Below are 15153 nucleotides of genomic sequence, written 5' to 3'. Positions count from 1 at the left end.
AAACGGATGCAAGCCGTTCACGCCCATAGCTCTGCAAGCAGTCCGCCGGGCTTGGATCGCCGCAACGCGGTGGCGAGATCGGCATCCTCGCCTTGACGCGGATGCGCTTGATCGCTTGATGCACGAAGCCGGCACGCCGCGACGTCACGGCGCGCTTCGAGCGACCTCACCGGTTCGCGCAACGTCTGCCTGAAAGACTTTTCCCAACCAACGCTGGAGATCGTCCATCACCGTGTAAAAAGCGGGCACGTACATCAGACTGAGAAGGGTCGAGCTGAACAATCCCCCGATCACGGCGATTGCCATAGGCGCCCTCCTCTCGGCATCCGCTCCCATGCCCAAAGCTATGGGCAGCATGCCGGCGCTCATCGCTATCGTGGTCATGACGATCGGCCGAGCTCGTTTCCGGGCCGCGTCCAACAAAGCCTGCGTGCGATCAAGGCCGCCATCGCGTCTGGCGACGATCGCGTACTCGACGAGAAGAATCGAGTTCTTCGCCGCAATTCCCATGAGCATGAGCAGCCCGATCATGACCGGCAGGGAGATCGACATCTGCGTCATCAGCAACGAGCCGAGAGCCCCTCCGACCGACAGCGGTAGCGCGGTGAGAATGGTTACCGGCTGAACGAACCCGTTGAAGAGCAGCGCGAGGACGACGAAGAGCAGAACGATGGCCGACCCGACCGCGAGCTTGAAGCCGTCGAACAGCTCCTGCATGCGTTCGGAATCGCCCGCAGGCTTGTAAAACACCCCTGCCGGCAGCCGCTTGATCGAAGGCATCCGGGCGACCAGGTCTTCCGCCTCGCCGACCGTCAAGCCACTTAATTCCGCTTCGACCGTCTCGCTTCTGGTGCGATCGGTCCGCTCGATCTGGAGCGGACCTGAGCCGAAGCTGATGTCGGCGACAGACGACAGAGGCACCGGCTTCTCGAAAGTCGGCACCTGCAGCATCGACAGGCCAGCCATGTCGGAGCGAGCAGCGTCGTTCAGCAAAATGCGAACCGGAATCTGCCGTGCGCCCAGGCTGAACTTCGACAGGTTCTGGTCGATATCGCCTACGGTGGCGATATTGACAGTCTTGGCGATCGCAGTCGTGGAAACTCCGAGGAGAGCGGCCTTGTCCGCCTTAGGCGTTATCTGGAGCTCAGGCTTGGCGAAACTGCTTGTGACTCTCGCGCGTTGGAATCCAGGAGTTGCGCGCATATCCTGGGCCAATCGGCGTGCCGCATCGGCAAGTGCTGCGGCATCATCGCTCAACAAGGATATCTGGATTTTCGCGCCGGAGGACCCGTCCTCGCCGAGGCGGATCCGGACGCCCGGAATGATCGACAGTTGACGGCCGATCGAGGCTTCGAACGCCTGTTGGGAGAGGGTTCGCTCGGCTCTCGGAACGAGATTGATCGTAACGGTCGATCTTCTGACCTCTCCCACCGAGGTCGACAGGTCTCCCGGGCCGGAAAGCGTCGAGGTCTCGGTTCCGACGGCGGCATAGACGGAAGCGACTTCTGGTCTCGCCCTCAGCAGGAACGCGACCCTTTGCGTGGCAGCGTCCGTTTCCTGCAACGTCGCACCCGGCGCCAACTCTACGCTGAGGATCGTGCGGCTTCGATCGGCCGCTGGCATGAAGTCGGTCGGAAGGGACGGAATGAGAGATAAGGACGCGACGAAGACTATGACACCGGCGACGATGGTGATCCATCGATAGCGCAGCGTCCAGGTCAACAGCAAGCCATAGTACCGCACCCACGCCGGCTCGGGATGCTCTTTTCCGGTCGTCTTCAGGAGAAAGGCCGCCATCAATGGCGTAAGAAGGCGAGCGACCACGAGAGAGAAGAAGACAGAACTGCAAACGGCGATCGAGAAAGCCTTGAAGAACTGCCCCGGAATGCCCGGCATCAGGCCGACCGGCGCGAAAACCACGATGATGGCGAACGTCGTCGCGACCACGGCCAGGCCAATCTCGTCGGCCGCATCGATGGCGGCCTCGTAAACGGTCTTTCCGGACTGCCGAATATGCCGGACGATGTTCTCGATTTCCACGATGGCGTCGTCGACAAGAATGCCGACGACCAGGGCAATCGCCAGAAGAGTGATGTTGTTCAGCGATTGGTTCAGCGCATACATCACCGCGAAGGTCGGCATCAACGACAAGGGTAGCGCAGCACTCGAGATCAAGGTCGCCCGAATATCCCGCAGGAAGATCCATACGACCAGAACTGCGAGCAACGCTCCCAACAGGAGCGCCTCGATGGCGGCGTCGTATCCCTCGATCACCGCATCGGTCGAGGACGTCACTTCCAGGATCCGAACGCCAGCGTGCGCAGCGCCGAATTCGGCCATCCGCTTCCTGACGGCTCGGGTCACTGCAAACTCTCCGGTCCCGACGGCGCGGTAGACGCTGAAGCCCACGACTTCCCGATCATTGAACCGGGACCTCTGTCGCGGTTCGGCCCATGAGCGCTCGACGGTTGCGATTTCGGACAGCTTGACGCTGCGGCCGTCGCTGAAGGCGAGCCGCATCTCCTTCAGGGCCGCGACGTCCGGAACGCTTCCCACGGTACGAATGACTTGCTCGGATCCCCCGAGCGTCGCACGACCGCCGGGCTGAGTGATGTTGCGGTTTCTCACAAGGTCGGAAACTTCCGCGGCGGTCAGTCCCAGAGCGAGCAATCGGTCGGGATCGAGCTTAACGGTGATTTCCGCATCGACACCGCCGGATCTGAGGATCTTGGAGACACCGGGGACTGCGAGCGCGGATTTGGCGATGTCGTTGTCTATGAACCAGCTCAACGCGTCCGGAGCCATCATCGGAGCGTCGACGATGAACGTGAGGATCGCCTGTCCCGTCGCCTCCACGCGCCGGACCGTGGGATCGAGCGTTGCTTGCGGGAGCTTCGAACGGATCGATACGACAGCATCCCGGACGTCGTTCGTCGCCCGATCGATATCGGTGCCGATCGCGAACTCGACCATGGTCATGGACAGTCCCTCGTTCACGATCGAACGAGTGCGATTGACGGTACCAAGTCCTGCGACGCCATCCTCGACGAATCGGGTGATTTGCGCCTCGATTTCAGTCGGCGCAGCTCCAGGCCAGGTAACGCTGACGGTCACCGTCGGAATGTCCATGTCGGGCATATTGTTGAGCCGGAGCTTCGAAAAGCCGACGGCCCCTGCAAGGGTGAGCAGCACGAACAGAATGATGGTCGCGACAGGATTGCGGATCGCCCAACCGGAGATGCCGTTCATCGCAGCGCGCCGCCTTTGACCGAGGCAGTCTTCACATTCACGAAATCGCCGTCACTGAGGAGACCTGCACCATGGGTCACAATGCGATCTCCAGCCTCCAGTCCGCGCAGGACCTCCACGTCATCCGATTCCTTGGCGCCTATACCGATCTCGACCAATGACACCAGGCTGTCGCGCCCGATCTTGAAGACGTGCGCCTTCGCTTCGCGCCAGACCAGCGCCTTCAGGGGAACGGTCAACGCGAGTTTTCTTTCGGCCGAAATCTCGACCCGAGCGAACATCCCCGGCTTGAGTTTCGTTCCCTTTGGCAGCGCGACACGAACCGTACCCAAGCGCGTCTTCGGATCGACCAACGGCGAGACGAGGCGGACCGATCCATGCTCGGATTTCCCGCCGGGGCCGAGCACCATCACATGCTGCCCCGCGGCAGCAGCGAGCAGGTCGGTTTCGACCACGCGGGCATCGACCTCGATGCGATCGTCCTGGATCAATCGGAACATCTCGACCCCGGCTTGGACCACCTGGCCGATCGCCACGGATCTCGAGGCGATCGTTCCCGCGGCGGGAGCGATGATGACCGTCTGACGTTGCCGTGCCTCTGCTTCGTCGAGTTGGGCACGAGCCGCTTCCAGCTTGGCCTCGGTCGTCTTGACGAGCGTCTCGCGCTGCTCGATGGCTTGCGCGCTCATCACGCCCGAGGACACCGAATGCGCGCGCGCAGCATCCGATCTGGCAATGGCAAGGCTCGCTTCCAGTTCGTCGATCGCGGCTTTCTGCTTGGATATCGCCGCAGCCGTCAGATCCTGGCTGAGGCGCGCCAGTACCTGCCCCTTCGCAACGAGGTCGCCTTCATCCACGGCGACCTCGATCACCGCCAGCCCACCCGCTTCAGAGCTGACCGGGATTTCACGCCACGCGACGACGTTGCCTGTCGCCGTGATCGTTCTGGTGACCTCCGATCTCTCGACCGATGCGGCCACGACGGTCATCGCGAATGAGAGACTTTCTGCATGGACGGTAGAATGGAAGACCAGAGACGTCATGAGCGCCATCGACCTCAGGCCGCGATGGATTCTTTTCATATCAGCACCCTTCTCCGCGCCCCGTCGATTCCCGAACGCCTCGCCAGCCGTCACCTTCCTCGAACGGCCGACGACTGCTCGGGTAGGACGTGGGGTTTGCTCGCGTAGTACAATTTGTGTCGGATCGTCTCGGGCGGGTGCCCATTTGTGTCGAAATGTTGCTAGATGGGTGCCTTGGCGCCTTTCGTTACGAGTTCCGGCTTTTTTCGAGCCTGCTTGCCGGTAAAACCGTGCTTCCGAGCCACCGTGAAGGGCATCCATGAACGAACACACTCCTCAGATCCTGGTCGTCGACGACGATCCCGAGATTCGTAAGCTGCTTGCCCGCTACATCGAAAGCCAGTCGCTTCGCGTCGTCCTGGCATCGAGCTGCAACGAGATGCGCGAGCGCCTTGCGGCCGAGCAGGTCGATCTCGTGGTTCTGGATGTGATGCTTCCGGACGGCTCCGGGCTCGACGCCTGCCGCGATTTGCGAGCGAAGCGAAACATGATCCCCGTTATCCTTCTGACGGCGCTCAAGGAGGATGTCGATCGCATCGTAGGTCTGGAAATGGGAGCCGACGATTATCTCGGCAAGCCGTTCAATCCGAGAGAACTGGTCGCCAGAATTCGCGCCGTCTTGCGACGCCGCTCAGAAAGAAGTCTTCGATCTCAAGAAACGAGGAAGTACCGATTCGACGGCCTTACGGCCGATCCTCAGTTGCGCAGCGTAACCGATGCGCAGGGCAATGCCCTGGAACTGACCGGCGCGGAATTCGACCTGTTGCAGGTCTTCCTCGACAGACCGGGACGCGTGCTTTCGCGGGATCAACTCCTCGACCTTACGCGCGGCCGGGAAGGAGAGGTCTTCGATCGCTCCATCGATGTCCTCGTCAGCCGGTTGAGGCGCAAACTGGACACTTCCGGAATGCCGCCCCTCTTCAAGACAGTTCGCAACGGCGGTTATCAACTCGTCGCGAAGGTCGGGGTGCAGGACTTTCCGGCGTGAACACCCTGCGCGCCAAACTCGCCGTCCTTCTCACCGTCGTGATCATCTCGGTGGTCTGCATTTTGACCGGGATTCTCGTCTACCTGTTTGATCCGCCCAACGAACGGGAGGCAATCAGTCCACTCGTCGACCAAGTAGAGTTATTGACCCGAGTTGGGCAGGTCGCTCCCAAATTGGTCATCGTTCAACAGGCCGCTGCGGGCGGTGAAGTCGAAACCAATCTCACCACGTGGCTGCGCGCCGCTCTGACGGCCCGCGGGATCCCCCGCGACGTCATCGTGTCCCGCAAGGACGACCTTCCTCTCCTGTCCATTCCGGTTGATCAAGGATGGGTCGTCACGCAAATCCCTGACTTGCCTCCCGCGGGCGGCATCTTCCATCTCCTTTTGATTTGGCTTGCGCTGACCACGCTGGGCACGATGGCGGTCGCTCTCTTTTTCGCGAACCGGATGGTCAAACCCCTCGTACTTCTCGAACGCGCGATCGAGACCGTAGGCCCGGACGGTGTTCTTCCCGAACTGGCCGTGACAGGACCGGCGGAGGTACGGGTCGCAGCCAGAGCGCTGAATTCTCTGTCTTCCCGGCTGAAGGCGGCAATGGAAAGCCGAATGCGGCTCGTCGCGGCAGCGGGCCATGACTTACGGACACCGATCACCCGTATGCGCCTGCGCGCCGAGTTCGTCGCGGATGAAGAAGACCGCCAAATGTGGCTCAAGGATATGGACGAGCTGGAAAGGATCGCGGACAGCGCAATACTTCTCGTGAGAGAGGACTCCGGCAAATCGGCGCCCGAGCCGATCCGGCTGGACATTCTCGTTTCCGACCTCGTGGACGAGCTTCGAACGCTATCTTACGACATCACCCTGACCAGCTCTGCGGCGGCGACCGCGCTCGCGAATCGAACGGGCCTGAGCCGCGCCTTCAGGAATTTGCTCATAAATGCATCCACGCATGGTAAGCGGGCCCGGGTCGCCGTCCAAAGCAGCGTGAACGACGTCGTCGTTGTGATCGACGACGACGGTCCGGGGATTCCGCCCGATCTCATCGGGCAGGTTTTCGAGCCGTTCTTCCGCGTCGACCGGGCGCGCACGAAGCAGTTCGATGGTGCCGGACTCGGTTTGACGATCGCGAAAGAGATCGTTCAGCGCGCCGGAGGCAGCATCAAAATCCAGAACGGATCGCTCCGGGGGCTGATTCAGACCGTGACGCTGCCGGTTGCGCAATCGCTTCCGGCGGAGCCACACTGACGGGTCCCCTTTCACAGCGACGGGACACACTTACCGAAGCTCCGCACTCTGGCTGGCGGGGGGCGACGCCGAACTGGAGACGCGACTCAGCGGCTTCGGATTCTTCGCGATCCCCGGGGGTGCCTTCATCCACTGGTAGCCCTCGAAACCCGAACGATAGCCTTCGCTGTACAACGCTTGCATATATCCCTGCTCAAACGACGTCTCCCTCGTCGCTCGAAAGGTCGACGGAATTGCCGCAAGGTTGAAGTCGGTACCGTCGATCTCGGCCTTCGCATAGATGCGATAGAGGTCGCCGATGCTTTGATTCTTGATCAGGGTGGAGATCGATCTCAGAGAAATAGAGAAAATGCCCGGTTCTACGGCTTCCCATTCCGGGTTGATCTTTCCGTTTCGGATGATGAAGAGGCGTGCAGCGGCTCTCTTGGTTGGGACGTCGGTGCGAATGATCGTCGAAGGTCGCGGCACGAAAACCTGCTGAGTCACGCCCCCATCGACGTGCAGTTCCTCGTAGGTCCGATCTGCAACACTGACCTTGATGCGGACGGGAGGAAAGGCACCCGGCACAGAAGCGGAAGCCAGCAGGATCTTCCGGAAGAGGGGGAGGACTTGGGGATGATTGCTCATGGCTATGCGTCCCACATCCCATAGAACCGGACGCTGCGCGTCCAAATTCGTCGTTCCGATGAGCAATACTCGGCCCTTGCGCCGCTCCATCGCGATATCGCGGAGGAATTGATCATCGACATACTTTGCTATCAGGCTCTCGAGCGGAGAGCTGTCGACCAGGCCCGATCCGAGCAATGGCGCTACTACGCCGGGATCGTAGATATCGCTGCGCTCGTACCTCGTGAACACCTCTTTCAATGCCGCATCTCTGGTCCGCCCCAGGTAGACGAACGGCGCAGTCAACGCGCCGGCACTGACCCCGGTGACCAGATCGAACTCAGGTCTCGTGCCAGCATCACCCCAACCGGCCAAGAGACCGGCGCCGAAGGCACCGTTGTCGCCTCCGCCAGATATTGCGAGAATGTTAAGCTCATCCGGTTGTTGGCCGAGACGACCATGAGCGGCATTCGGCTTCCTCCGGATTTGTTTGATCGTAGACAGGGCGGCAAGCGCCTCAGGCGGAGCATCCCCCCATACCCGGACGTTCGGCATCCCGGCGAGTTCGGCCTCGTCGATCAGTCGTTTCGGAACCACATCGCGCGGGAACATGGAGGCGCATCCGCAAAGAAGGCCGGTCATCAGAAACAGCGCGGCCACGCGCATCGCCGATCTGGACGCATACATGACGGGGCCGTACTCGATGGTGCGGATGACCATCATCATGGCGTTCTTCGCGGTCGAGCCGCAAAGGCTGTATCTGCCGATGCGGCCGTCCTTGATCGCCACTACTTTCGTGTCTCCACTGGACCATCATCGGTCCATTCAGGAGGAAGGCCCAGTTTGCCGCCGACGAGACCGGCGATCCCAGGAGCGCGGCCGTAGCTTTCGCACGCCGCATACTTGGGAGCGAGACCAATATTCGAACCGACCTTTTCCAAGGACGGGATCTCGATACTAAAGCCTTCGAAGGGACTTTCACCCTTATTGAGCATCTTGGCGAAATCGTCGCTGAAGTCCCGAGCGAGATCGTAAGCGTCACTGGCTTTCGATGCTCTCGGCGTGCTGAAAAAGGCGTTCGCCCCTCTTCCCCAGATCATGGCGGCTTGCTGTCGCCCCGTGGCGTCGACGGCCTCGGCTTCGATGGACAAGTCTCCGAGCCCAACCGGAATGCGGGGCACCGGAATCGGAACGGCCGTATCCACGAAGCTTGAACCGAGCTTCGCCGCGGCCGAGACGCCCGCGGCGACTTCATCAGTCGGCGTCGCACGCGTAATGGCCGCACGCACGGTCAAATCCGCCCGTTGATCGGGCGACACCACCCTGAATCTGTCGCTCAAATTGATGCACAAGGCGCGGCTTACCGTGTTGGCGACAAGGATACGCTGTTCATGGGTTAGGGCAGGCGTAACGTGGGCAGGGAATGCCGTCGGTGCGATATTGATCGTCTTCGCCGCCGCTACCTGCTCTTTCTTCACCTGAAGACGGGACTTGGTGATCTTTCCGTCCGACTGCTTCAATCCCTCGTAAGAGGAGAGCCCGTTGCCCTGGACCAGCGCGGGGGTCGCGCAACCCGGCAACAGTGCAAGGATGAGCAGGGCCGAAGCGCAATATCCGAGCGGCCACCGGCGTTGATACGGAAACGACGGATATGAACCAGGATGGTTAAGACCGGCGGCGGAGCGCATTCAGACCCCCTTATTGTGAACCCTGCGCTCTTGATAAACGGGCTACATGGCTCGGAATCTGGCTGCGGATGACCTAATGTTGCTGGCCGACCGCCATTTGTGTCGAAAGATGTCCAGCCCGAATTGAGGACAGCCTTCGTTACAAATATTACCCTTCAGCCTGTTCCAACCGGACTAAACCGGCGCCCATGCACATTCCCCAAATCCTTGTCGTCGATGACGACTTAGAGATCCGCAAGCTCCTTGCTCGCTACATCAAGGAGCAGGGCTTCCGGGTTCAACTCGCGTCCCGCTGCGTGGAAGTACGTGAACGGATCGCCACGAATCAGATCGATCTGATCGTGCTGGACGTGATGCTGCCGGACGGGTCTGGACTCGATCTTTGTCGCGATCTCCGGTCCACGCGGTCGCGGATTCCGATCATCCTGCTCACTGCTCTGAAGGAAGACGTGGATCGGATCATCGGTCTGGAGATCGGCGCCGACGACTATCTCGGCAAACCGTTCAACCCGCGTGAGCTGATCGCCCGGATTCGTGCTGTGCTCCGACGCGGCGACGATGACCGCCCCTCTCACGGCCGGAAGGGGCGCTACCTCTTCGAAGGGTTCGTCGCCGATCCGTCCGCCCGGTCGGTGGTCGCTCCGCAAGGCGACTCGATCGATTTGACCGGGGCGGAGTTTGATCTTCTCTTGACGTTTCTCGACCGTCCCGGTCGCGTTCTGTCTCGCGACCAATTGCTCGATCTGACCCGCGGGCGCGATGGAGACGTCCTAGACCGCTCCATTGATGTGCTGATCAGTCGACTGCGGCGCAAACTTGCAGAGGGCGGCGCAAATCACATCTTCAAGACGGTGCGCAACGGCGGCTATCAGCTCGCGGCCACGGTCAGCTATCTGGACGAGCACTCCTAAGCCTGTTGCCGCTCAATCGGCTGTCGTCTGAATGCGAATGTCGGCGCTTTGTTCGCTTCATCGCGCATCACGCGTAAGATCGATGGAGACCTCGGACACCCAGGCTCCCGGCGACTCCATGACGAAGGATTGGCGGCTTCCTTTCGTACGAACGACGAGCAACGCTGTGATCTTGTCGCCCTCGATGCGGGCATCGATCACGCCATTCTGATTTTGCCCATAGACCTTGCCCCCGACGCGGTACTGGCTTTCGAACCAGTTTCCTGAAAGCTCGGAGCCGCTTTGTTCGATTGTAGCGCCCAGATCCATCTTGTACGCGTCGCTCGCGCAGCGCACATTCATCTTGACGGATTGACCTTCGCTCTTGGGAACGTAGTCGACCTTACAGCGGACCCGCTCCCGGGGCCCGTCCTTAGGCTTCATCCAACCACTGCCCGACCATGACCCGGCGACGCTATTGAAGCTCGCCTGCGCTAATGCAGGCGATGCGACGGCGACGGCCATCAGCACCGAGAAACCGAGGCTCCGTGACATCTTCAACCGGCACATTGGCAGCCTTCTCATTGCGCTTACCATTGCGAAAATCATCTGCGCTCCTTCTAGACCATTGATCGTCGCTCCAGGCTTCGTCCATTGGTCAGCTGCACACCGCGCACCGCAGCGCGAACATCAGGCCCTTCGACGCGGCAGACCCCGCTTTCCGCTCTTGCAAAGCTGAACCACCCGACGAACGTGCGATCTTGATGAAATCGAGCGCCGCCCTTCTCCGGACCCGCGCTCGTTATCCGGGCACCTGGATCCAAATTGGGCCGTGTGTGACTGAACGTTTCTGCGCGTCGGCATGTTGAGTCAAAAGATGTCAGAACGGCCGAGTTGTCGAACCGGGTGCATCAGGCGACAGCTGCCTGGCATAGACTCTTGCTCGCCAATCCAGCAGGACCCCCGTCCTCCTGGCCGCGCGGATGCCACGGCGTGCGCGCAGGCTTGCGTCGAAGCGGCCTCGGCATCCGAGCCAGCCCCGCAGCATGCTCGGGGTCGCTTCGTTTGCTCGTCATGGGCTGGGCTTGGGCGAAGGCGTCGGTGAAGGGCTGGCCTCCGGCTTCACGACGGCGCCGTCACCATGAGGCACGCACGTTCCAACATTGCTCAACAAGCGCTTGGCTTGCGCCTCCCGGGCTTTGGAATAGTCGCGACGCCGCTCGATGTTCACTGCCGCCCACTTGTCCCAAGCCTCGAAAGCGTCAGCATAGTGCTTGCGCATCTGCTCTTCCGCCGAAAGGCAATCAGCGAACTTGTCAAACAGCAAGTCTGTGTTGACCGGCGTCACGCCGCCGACCAGAACCACCAGCATCCATTTCATCGCGGTTCACCGTACTTCCCGGATGCAAACAGCGAACCAAGCTCGCCGGTTCCGTGGGGCGGAGCATCAACATCACCTCGAAGGCGCCCGCAATAGTCCAGCGCGGTCGCGGAAAGGCGGGCGGCGCTGCAGGGCGGCCCCATCGAAGCAAGGGCTCCGTGCCCAATGCTCGCCGCTCGCCGATGGGCGCGCCCGGCAGGCCGAAACGTCATGGCTTCTGCAACACGGTCGAGAGCGCCGAACCGTCGTTCAAGATCGAGAAGATCTCCCGCGAGGACAGATGCTCTGCGGCCTCCTCGAAAGTCTCGCTGGCATCGATCTTGGCACGTCCGACCGCCAGGTTGGCGTCGACCGTGTCGGGCCTGGTGGGCCGAGGCGGCGGCAGCTGAGCGAGGTGGAAGGCCAGGAGCGCGGGGTCTTGGCGCAGCTCCAGCAACGCGCGGTTGCCCCCTACGTCCGCCGACGCGCTCAGTTCGTTCGCTCGCCGCAGCACGGGAGGCGGCTCTCGTTCTTCGGGGGTGACGAACAATCTTCCGGAGACGGGCATGGCGGTCAGCGCGCCTATGGGAACGGCGAACAGCAGCCCAACGATGACCGGCGACATCCAAAGCAGCAGGGGCAGCGAAACGGCGTAGGCGCTTGCGGCCATCGCGACGCCGCACATGGTTGGAATGCCGTACTTCCGATAGAGTTCGCGGCGCTCCACCGTGCCGTCGTCGCGCCTTTGCGTCTGCCAGCCGGCATCGCGGCCGGCCAGAATCTCGACCACCGCGATCGACTGAAAGATCATCATCACCGGCGCCATCAGCGCGGAAACTATGATCTCTGCGAGAACTCCGGCCGAGGCTCGCAACGCGCCGCCGAACTGGCGTCTCGCCGAGCCCCGCATCCAAACGAGGACGAGGCTGAGCAGCTTCGGCAACAGCAGCAGACCCATCGTGGCGACGAACACCCAGATGGCGAGCACGGGATCCTGGGCGGGCCACGTTGGAAACAACGAGAAACCCTTCGGAAAATACTCCGGCCGCACGAAGCGGGCCTGCAACGAGATCAGCATGCCCAGCAAGAGGAACAGCAGCCAGAGCGGTGCCGTCAGATATGCCCCTATCCCCACCATGAAGTGCAGGCGCGACACCCAGTGGAGACCCCGCGCCGGCACGACAGCCAGATGCTGAAGATTGCCCTGGCACCAGCGTCGGTCGCGCGCTGCGAAATCGAGCAGCGAGGGCGGCACCTCTTCGTAGCTTCCGCCGAGCGTCGGCAGCATGTAGATGCCCCAGCCCGCGCGCCGCATCAGCGCAGCCTCGACGAAATCGTGGCTCAGGATGTGCCCGCCGAATGGCTTGCGCCCGCGCAGCTGCGGCAGCGCGGCCGATTCCGCGAACGCCTTCACGCGGATGATCGCGTTGTGGCCCCAGTAATTGCCTTCGGAGCCGTGCCACCAGGCGACGCCGGCGGCGATCAACGGCCCGTACAGGCGGCCCGCGAATTGCTGGACCCGGCTGAACAGGCTGCGCGCGTTGACGACCATGGGGAGCGTCTGGACGAGGCCGGCGCTCGGATTGCTCTCCATGGCGTGGACCAGTCGGACGATGGTCTGCCCGCTCATGAGACTGTCGGCATCGAGCACGATCATGAAATCGTACGCGCCGCCGAACCGCGTGATCCACTCGGAGATATTCCCGGCTTTGCGCGCCGTATTCTCGCCTCGGTGTCGATAGTACAGCCGTGGCGTCCCCACCGCCTGTCGCAGCGCGAGGAGCGCCTTTTCTTCGGCGACCCAGATGTCCGGATCGGTGCTGTCGCTCAGAACGTACCAGTCGAACAGCCTTCCTTGCGAGGTCGTCTCCAGGGATTCGATGATCGCGCGGAGCCGCGCCGTCAATCGGTGCGGGTCTTCGTTGTAGGTGGGAAGCAGCATGGCGGTGCGGCTTGCGATCGCAGGCAGCTCCGCGTCCGGCGCGAAGGCGCCCGGACGATGGACGAGCAGCACGAAGAAGCCGGCCAGCGCGGAGGCGAACGAGAAGGCGACCCAGGCGAGCAGGACCAGGAAGAGCGCCAGCACCATGGCTTCAAGGACGGTGACGCCGCCGACCTGCAGCACGCGATACATCTCATATCCGCCGGCCGCCGTGAGCGCCGCCGTCGAGACGACGATGAGGCCGCGCCGCCAAGCCATCGCGGGAGCAACCGGCGCAGGAATGCGGTGGGCGACCTGGTTTTTTCCGAGGTCGCCGGGAGCCATCGGAAGGGGGGACTCGCCCGGCAGCAGGCGCTGGGTCGCGATATCGCCGGCCATCGGCCGCGGTGCCGTGCTCAGGGCGCCCATCGGTAGACCCAGATTTCCGACAAGGGCTTGTCGCCTTGGGCCAGGAACGCCCGCAGCTCGATCGGCTCGCTTTTCACCTGGTACTGGAAGCTGAGCCGCCACCCACCTGTGTGGGGATTGGGCTGCGTGACGATGTTCTTCACTTCGGACTTCTCCGCCGTCACCACGCCTTTGACACCGGCAGGATCGATGCCCTTGAGGTTGTCGCCGAGCAGATCGAGCACGAACAGGCGCGCGTCCTCACCCCTCGCCCCGATCCCGCTTCGCGTGAATCTGGCGAGCGAATGCGGCTTCGGGCTATCCGGCCCCCAATGCAGCCGATAGGTGTAGTTGTGTTCGCCCTTGGCCTGCAGCGGGTTTTTCGGTCGCCAGAATGCGGCGATGTTGTCGTGGACCTCCTCCTTGGTCGGGATCTCGAACAGCACGACCCCGCCCTCGCCCCAATCCCCGATCGGCTCCATCCAGAGACTTGGGCGTTTTTCGAAGCTGGATTCGATGTCCTGGTAGGCGAAGAAGTTTCTCTCCCGCTGCATCAGCCCGAAGCCACGCGGATTGAGATCCTGGAAGGTGCTGATCTGGAGATCGCGGGGATTGCTGAGCGGCCGCCACAGGCTCTCGCCCTTCCCATTGAAGATCCCAAGGCCATCGGAATCGTGGACTGAGGGGCGGAAATCGTCGATGTCGTTGCGGTCGTTCGGACCGTAGAAGAACATGCTGGTCATGGGCGCGAGACCGGCCCGCGGCATCTCGACGCGCGGGTAGACCGACATTTCGACGTCGAAGACCGTCGTCTCACCGGGCCGCACCGTGAACCGATAGCTCGCGGCGCAGCTCTTGCTGTCGAGCAGGGCATGGATCACCAGCGAGGTCGCACCCGGCGCCGGCCGCTCGAGCCAGAACGTCTTGAAGAGCGGAAATTCCTCGCCCTTGGCTTCGCCCGTATCGATCGAGAGCCCCCGGGCGGAAAGCCCGTATGTCTGCCCCTTGGCCACGGCGCGGAAATAGCTCGCGCCCAGGAAGACGCAGACCTCGTCGTAATAGTCGGGACGGTTCATCGGCGCGTGGATGCGGAAGCCTGCGAACCCGAGATCGATGTCCTCGAACGCCGGGACCTTCTCGCCAAAGGAGAAGTCCGCCTTGCGGTACTTGAGCTCGGACGCCTTTCCGTCCGCGACCTCGAAGATGTTGACCCTGTTCTTGTAAAAGAAGCCGCGGTGGAAGAACTGCGCCTCGAACGGAAGATTCTTGCCGCGCCAGAGCGCGCGCTCGGGCAAAAAGCGGATCGAACGATACTGATCGTAGTCCAGGTCCTTCAATCCGCTCGGCAGCTTCTCGTCCGGCGCCTCGTACGGCTTGCCCGCCAACCTCCGCGCCAGGTCCCTCACGGTGGACGGCCCGAACATGTCATCCGAAGGGGCGGCCAGACTGCGTCGGGAAGCAAGCAGCAGCGCCGGCAGCGCTGCCGACCCTTGAACAAGCTGGCGTCGGTTCACGTGCTCTCCCTGCTCGCTACTGCTGCCCCGGCCAAGCAAACGACCATCACGCCCACGAGTTCCAGCCGGCCCAGTTCCACCCTCGCACGCCGCTAGCGTGAGGCCGCCGGCTGATTGCGACACGGTTTCGCATCCTCGCGACGACTTTCGCCCGAGCTTTGCTTCGTCACTCCACCCTCTGAAAGCCAGGAGGGCACAGG

11 protein-coding genes are annotated in these 15153 nt (G+C 62.1%); 3 read left to right on the top strand and 8 right to left on the bottom strand.

What is annotated here, in order from left to right; all coding sequences use genetic code 11:
• Nucleotides 1–144 precede the first annotated feature (144 nt).
• A complete protein-coding gene (locus tag N2602_RS09000; RefSeq protein WP_260382413.1) occupies nucleotides 145–3249 on the bottom strand; it encodes an efflux RND transporter permease subunit in 3105 nt (1034 codons plus the stop codon).
• Nucleotides 3246–4301 (bottom strand): efflux RND transporter periplasmic adaptor subunit, encoded by a 1056-nt coding sequence (locus N2602_RS08995; protein ID WP_260382412.1) that lies wholly within the window; start codon nucleotides 4299–4301, stop codon nucleotides 3246–3248. The genes N2602_RS09000 and N2602_RS08995 overlap by 4 nt, the downstream gene beginning before the upstream one ends.
• Before the next feature lie 289 nt (nucleotides 4302–4590).
• On the opposite strand from N2602_RS08995, the gene N2602_RS08990 reads away from it, so the two are divergent.
• Together N2602_RS08990 and N2602_RS08985 are read left to right on the top strand one after the other, a co-directional pair.
• The gene (locus N2602_RS08990) at nucleotides 4591–5319 is read left to right on the top strand and encodes a response regulator (RefSeq protein ID WP_260382411.1); all 729 of its coding nucleotides are present in this window, start codon (nucleotides 4591–4593) and stop codon (nucleotides 5317–5319) included.
• Complete coding sequence (locus N2602_RS08985) at nucleotides 5316–6566, top strand: ATP-binding protein (protein ID WP_260382410.1); 1251 nt, start codon at nucleotides 5316–5318, stop codon at nucleotides 6564–6566. The genes N2602_RS08990 and N2602_RS08985 overlap by 4 nt, the downstream gene beginning before the upstream one ends.
• Nucleotides 6567–6596: 30 nt before the next feature.
• On the opposite strand, the gene N2602_RS08980 is transcribed toward N2602_RS08985, so the two are convergent.
• Together N2602_RS08980 and N2602_RS08975 are read right to left on the bottom strand one after the other, a co-directional pair.
• Nucleotides 6597–7961 carry a patatin-like phospholipase family protein gene (locus tag N2602_RS08980; protein WP_260382409.1) on the bottom strand — a complete coding sequence of 455 codons (1365 nt, stop codon included), beginning with the start codon at nucleotides 7959–7961 and terminating at the stop codon, nucleotides 6597–6599.
• Nucleotides 7961–8860: a DUF3313 domain-containing protein gene (locus tag N2602_RS08975; RefSeq protein WP_260382408.1), complete on the bottom strand. Its 900-nt coding sequence runs from the start codon at nucleotides 8858–8860 to the stop codon at nucleotides 7961–7963. The genes N2602_RS08980 and N2602_RS08975 overlap by 1 nt, the downstream gene beginning before the upstream one ends.
• A gap of 188 nt (nucleotides 8861–9048) precedes the next feature.
• On the opposite strand from N2602_RS08975, the gene N2602_RS08970 reads away from it, so the two are divergent.
• Nucleotides 9049–9771 carry a response regulator transcription factor gene (locus tag N2602_RS08970; RefSeq protein WP_212254355.1) on the top strand — a complete coding sequence of 241 codons (723 nt, stop codon included), beginning with the start codon at nucleotides 9049–9051 and terminating at the stop codon, nucleotides 9769–9771.
• A 57-nt stretch (nucleotides 9772–9828) separates the two neighbouring features.
• Here the strand turns inward: N2602_RS08970 and N2602_RS08965 are convergent, their stop codons facing one another.
• The 4 genes from N2602_RS08965 to N2602_RS08950 all read right to left on the bottom strand — a co-directional run bounded on the left by N2602_RS08965 (nucleotide 9829) and on the right by N2602_RS08950 (nucleotide 14953).
• Entirely contained in the window at nucleotides 9829–10359 is a 531-nt protein-coding gene (locus tag N2602_RS08965; RefSeq protein WP_260382407.1) for a hypothetical protein, read from the bottom strand.
• 463 nt (nucleotides 10360–10822) lie between these two features.
• Nucleotides 10823–11131 (bottom strand): hypothetical protein, encoded by a 309-nt coding sequence (locus N2602_RS08960; RefSeq protein ID WP_212254354.1) that lies wholly within the window; start codon nucleotides 11129–11131, stop codon nucleotides 10823–10825.
• A 208-nt stretch (nucleotides 11132–11339) separates the two neighbouring features.
• Nucleotides 11340–13460: a glucans biosynthesis glucosyltransferase MdoH gene (gene mdoH / locus N2602_RS08955; protein WP_260382406.1), complete on the bottom strand. Its 2121-nt coding sequence runs from the start codon at nucleotides 13458–13460 to the stop codon at nucleotides 11340–11342.
• Nucleotides 13448–14953, bottom strand: a complete 1506-nt coding sequence (locus tag N2602_RS08950; RefSeq protein WP_260382405.1) for a glucan biosynthesis protein G — start codon at nucleotides 14951–14953, stop codon at nucleotides 13448–13450. The genes mdoH and N2602_RS08950 overlap by 13 nt, the downstream gene beginning before the upstream one ends.
• Nucleotides 14954–15153: the final 200 nt, after the last annotated feature.

Origin of the sequence: Bradyrhizobium sp. NC92, assembly GCF_025200865.1 — a bacterium.
GTDB lineage: Bacteria > Pseudomonadota > Alphaproteobacteria > Rhizobiales > Xanthobacteraceae > Bradyrhizobium.
This window is presented reverse-complemented; position numbering and strand designations above follow the sequence as displayed.

Bases quoted from the DNA above. Each gene is read 5' to 3' on its own strand.
- N2602_RS09000 (WP_260382413.1), bottom strand. From the start codon at position 3,249: ATGAACGGCATCTCCGGTTGGGCGATCCGCAATCCTGTCGCGACCATC.
- mdoH (WP_260382406.1), bottom strand. From the start codon at position 13,460: ATGGGCGCCCTGAGCACGGCACCGCGGCCGATGGCCGGCGATATCGCG.
- N2602_RS08975 (WP_260382408.1), bottom strand. From the start codon at position 8,860: ATGCGCTCCGCCGCCGGTCTTAACCATCCTGGTTCATATCCGTCGTTT.
- N2602_RS08970 (WP_212254355.1), top strand. From the start codon at position 9,049: ATGCACATTCCCCAAATCCTTGTCGTCGATGACGACTTAGAGATCCGC.
- N2602_RS08965 (WP_260382407.1), bottom strand. From the start codon at position 10,359: ATGATTTTCGCAATGGTAAGCGCAATGAGAAGGCTGCCAATGTGCCGG.
- N2602_RS08995 (WP_260382412.1), bottom strand. From the start codon at position 4,301: ATGGCGCTCATGACGTCTCTGGTCTTCCATTCTACCGTCCATGCAGAA.
- N2602_RS08990 (WP_260382411.1), top strand. From the start codon at position 4,591: ATGAACGAACACACTCCTCAGATCCTGGTCGTCGACGACGATCCCGAG.
- N2602_RS08960 (WP_212254354.1), bottom strand. From the start codon at position 11,131: ATGAAATGGATGCTGGTGGTTCTGGTCGGCGGCGTGACGCCGGTCAAC.